Annotated in this window: 2 protein-coding genes and 3 pseudogenes; 4 read left to right on the top strand and 1 reads right to left on the bottom strand. The window is 46.6% G+C overall.

What is annotated here, in order from left to right; all coding sequences use genetic code 11:
- Window positions 1-154 precede the first annotated feature (154 nt).
- The 4 genes and pseudogenes from IM477_RS21255 to IM477_RS21240 form a co-directional block, all read left to right on the top strand.
- Window positions 155-529: pseudogene (locus IM477_RS21255) on the top strand (glycosyltransferase); the annotation flags it as partial.
- Between the two features lie 66 nt (window positions 530-595).
- Window positions 596-1,435: a TPM domain-containing protein gene (locus IM477_RS21250; protein WP_287733366.1), complete on the top strand. Its 840-nt coding sequence runs from the start codon at window positions 596-598 to the stop codon at window positions 1,433-1,435.
- Window positions 1,436-1,489: 54 nt separating this feature from the next.
- Entirely contained in the window at window positions 1,490-2,236 is a 747-nt protein-coding gene (locus IM477_RS21245; protein ID WP_287733365.1) for a LemA family protein, read from the top strand.
- A 2-nt stretch (window positions 2,237-2,238) separates the two neighbouring features.
- Window positions 2,239-2,400: pseudogene (locus tag IM477_RS21240) on the top strand (UDP-glucose--tetrahydrobiopterin glucosyltransferase); the annotation flags it as partial.
- A gap of 280 nt (window positions 2,401-2,680) precedes the next feature.
- Here the strand turns inward: IM477_RS21240 and IM477_RS21235 are convergent.
- Window positions 2,681-2,781, bottom strand: a pseudogene (locus IM477_RS21235) (IS630-like element ISMae26 family transposase); the annotation flags it as partial.

The following is a 2,781-nucleotide window of genomic DNA, read 5'->3' as shown; positions in this document are numbered from 1 at the left end:
TCGAGAACCGAGGAAAAAATGCGGTCGGGCTGACCGTGTTGGAAAACGCTCGCGGAGGCGATCGGTTGGGGATCGACCGGTTAAACCAGGTCGATCTAGTTAAAAGCCTAAGAACCGAGAATCCCCCGCTACACCGCGCGAGCGGTTAGCGGGGGAGAGTCAAAGTTTCGATTTAGTCGATTATCGCGGGTTTTTGCCCACCGAGAGCCTACAAAAAGAGCTAGGCGACTGTTTTGGCCTGTTGATGACCCCGCGCTGGGTTGAGGCTTTTGGTAACGGGGCTATTGAAGCTTTAGCCTGTGGTGTTCCCGTAATTGCCTATCGTCGTGGTGGTCCAGTAGAAATTATTGAAGATGGAAAAACTGGTTTTTTAGTTGAACCCGATAGTATCGAGGGATTAGTTACAGGAATTAAAAATTTAGACCGGATCGATCGATCTTCTTGCCGTGCAGTAGTGGAGCAAAAATATTCCCTAGAAGCTTTAGGAAATCGAGTCATTGCTTGGTTTGAAGAAATTTTTTGTCAGTGAGGGAGCAGGGTTTTTAGCTGGAGTCTAATATGATAGAAGCAGACGATGTTTCGAGAGTGTCTTTCTGTGATCACACAACAACAGAAAGGCACAAATATCTACTCACCGGAGGTTAAAGTCATGAAAGCTTTAGTAGTTAAACCTTATCCAGTTATTTGGCTCGGTTCGCTCTGCGTAGCTTTTTTCCTAGTTCCTTGTCCTGGCCTGGCTCTGACGGTTCAAGAAGTACCCAATCCTCGACAGGTTTCCGGGGGATGGGTGACAGATAAAGCCGAGATTCTTCAACCGGAAACAGAAACCCAACTGAACCAGATGATCGCTTGGTTAGAAGCCAAAAACGGAGCGGAAATAGCAGTGGTAACTGTACCGGAAACTGCTCCCGCCGCTTCTCCTAAAGAGTTTACGACCAACCTTTTCAACTATTGGAAAATTGGCAAAAAAGGCCAAGATAACGGCGTGCTATTTTTGATTTCAGTCAAAGACCGCCGCGTGGAAATTGAGACAGGATATGGAGTAGAGGGGATTTTACCCGATGGGAAAGTTGGCAATATTATCGAGACAGAGATAACGCCGCGCTTCCGGCAAAAAGATTTTGATGGCGGGACTTTGGCGGGGACAAGAGCCATAATTGTCTCCTTAGAACCATCCCTGAGTAAAGAGTTGACTCAAGATACCCCCCAGAATGATAGCCGAGGAGTACAACATTTCTGGATGTGGTTAGTTGCTCTGTGGTTGGGTTCGGTTATTTTTTACCTGATATATAGGATTAGCCTCTATCTAATTAGCGGCGGCAGTAGTTTTAGTGGTGGAGATAGCGGCGGCAGTAGTTTTGGTGGCGGAGATAGCGGCGGCAGTAGTTTTGGTGGCGGAGATAGTGGCGGCGGCGGTGCTGGCGACAGTTGGTAATGGCTGTTTGTGATCAAACACAGTGAATCTTTTGGAAATTTTCTAAGGTTAGCCATGAACGACGAAGAAATTCGCATTCCTGAAGAAATTGTGCCAGAGGTGCTAGAACTTGCCTCGCGATACTATGCTGATTACACCCAGAGCTTCGCCGAGTCGGAATTAGTAGAGGCTGCCAAAGAAGTGCGGATTCCGGCTGAATTTATCCAACAAGCAATTCGGGAAGTTCAGAGGCAACGCCAACAAAAGTTAGAGCGACAGAAGAAGGCGACACAACAACGCCAGAGATTGCTATCTGTGGGGGTAGCTATACTAGGGGTGATTGCGCTTTCGGGAATGTGGACATATAATACTCTGGGGAGTTCTGCCTCAAGAGTAAATGCGGCCTGGGCGCAAGTGGAAAACCAACTCCAGCGGCGTGCCGATCTCATCCCTAATCTCGTCAGCGTCACACAAGCATCTGCTCAACAGGAAAAAGCCTTAGTCACCTTGCTGGTGCAATCCCGTCAGGCATATTTGCAAGCACTAACCCCCGCACAAAAAGCCGCTGCTATTGCCAAAATCGATCAGGCGATCGCACGTTTCCACCAGTATGCCGCAACGAACCCGCCGTTACAGTCTAGCCAACTGTTTATCAACCTCCAGTACGAAATGGCAGGCACGGAGAATCGCCTAGCGGTGGAACGGATGCGATACAATCAGGCGGTACAAGCTTATAACCAGCAAGTCCAAGCATTTCCCACCTCGCTCCTCGCTAAAGCTTGGGGATTTCACCAGCAGTCCTTTTTCCAGGCCACGAAATGAAGGTTGAACCGGATAGTATCGAGGGATTAGTTACAGGAATTAAAAATTTAGACCGGCTCGAACGATATTCTTGTCGTGCAGTAGTCGAGCAAAAATATTCCCTAGAAGCTTTAGCAAATCGAGCTATTAATTGGTTTGAAGAAATTTTTGCTCGCAAAAAATAAATAGGCTCTCTTGGTTTAGTCCGGTTAAATCTAGCCTAACATACACTTTTCTAAGCTAAGACGCATTTAAAGCGCTTATTCTTAAGATTAGCCGAATCTCCCCCAATCCCTTTACTGTTGCCTCTTGCCTCTTGCCCCGTCTCAACAAGCAATTTAAATGCGCGGGCAGCTTATCAGTTTATCCCAGAATGATTCGGGAGCAACCACAGAGGCACAAAGAACAGAAAGTCAAACAGATTCGATATTAATTTTGCTTAGTTACTTATAGCAATTCTCTGACTTATGAGGTACAGTAGCAACAGTGAGTAAACCAATTGCGAATATCTTTTTGAGTAACTTCTAACATAGCCAATTCAATCCCTTCTATTAAGTCTTTGTAAG

This window comes from Microcystis sp. M090S1 (genome assembly GCF_020246295.1).
Lineage (GTDB): Bacteria > Cyanobacteriota > Cyanobacteriia > Cyanobacteriales > Microcystaceae > Microcystis > Microcystis aeruginosa.
Note: the sequence above shows the minus strand (reverse complement) of the source record. Positions and strands in the feature narration are given on the sequence as shown.

Coding starts and splice junctions, on each gene's coding strand:
- IM477_RS21245 (WP_287733365.1), top strand. CDS start 1,490: ATGAACGACGAAGAAATTCGCATTCCTGAAGAAATTGTGCCAGAGGTG.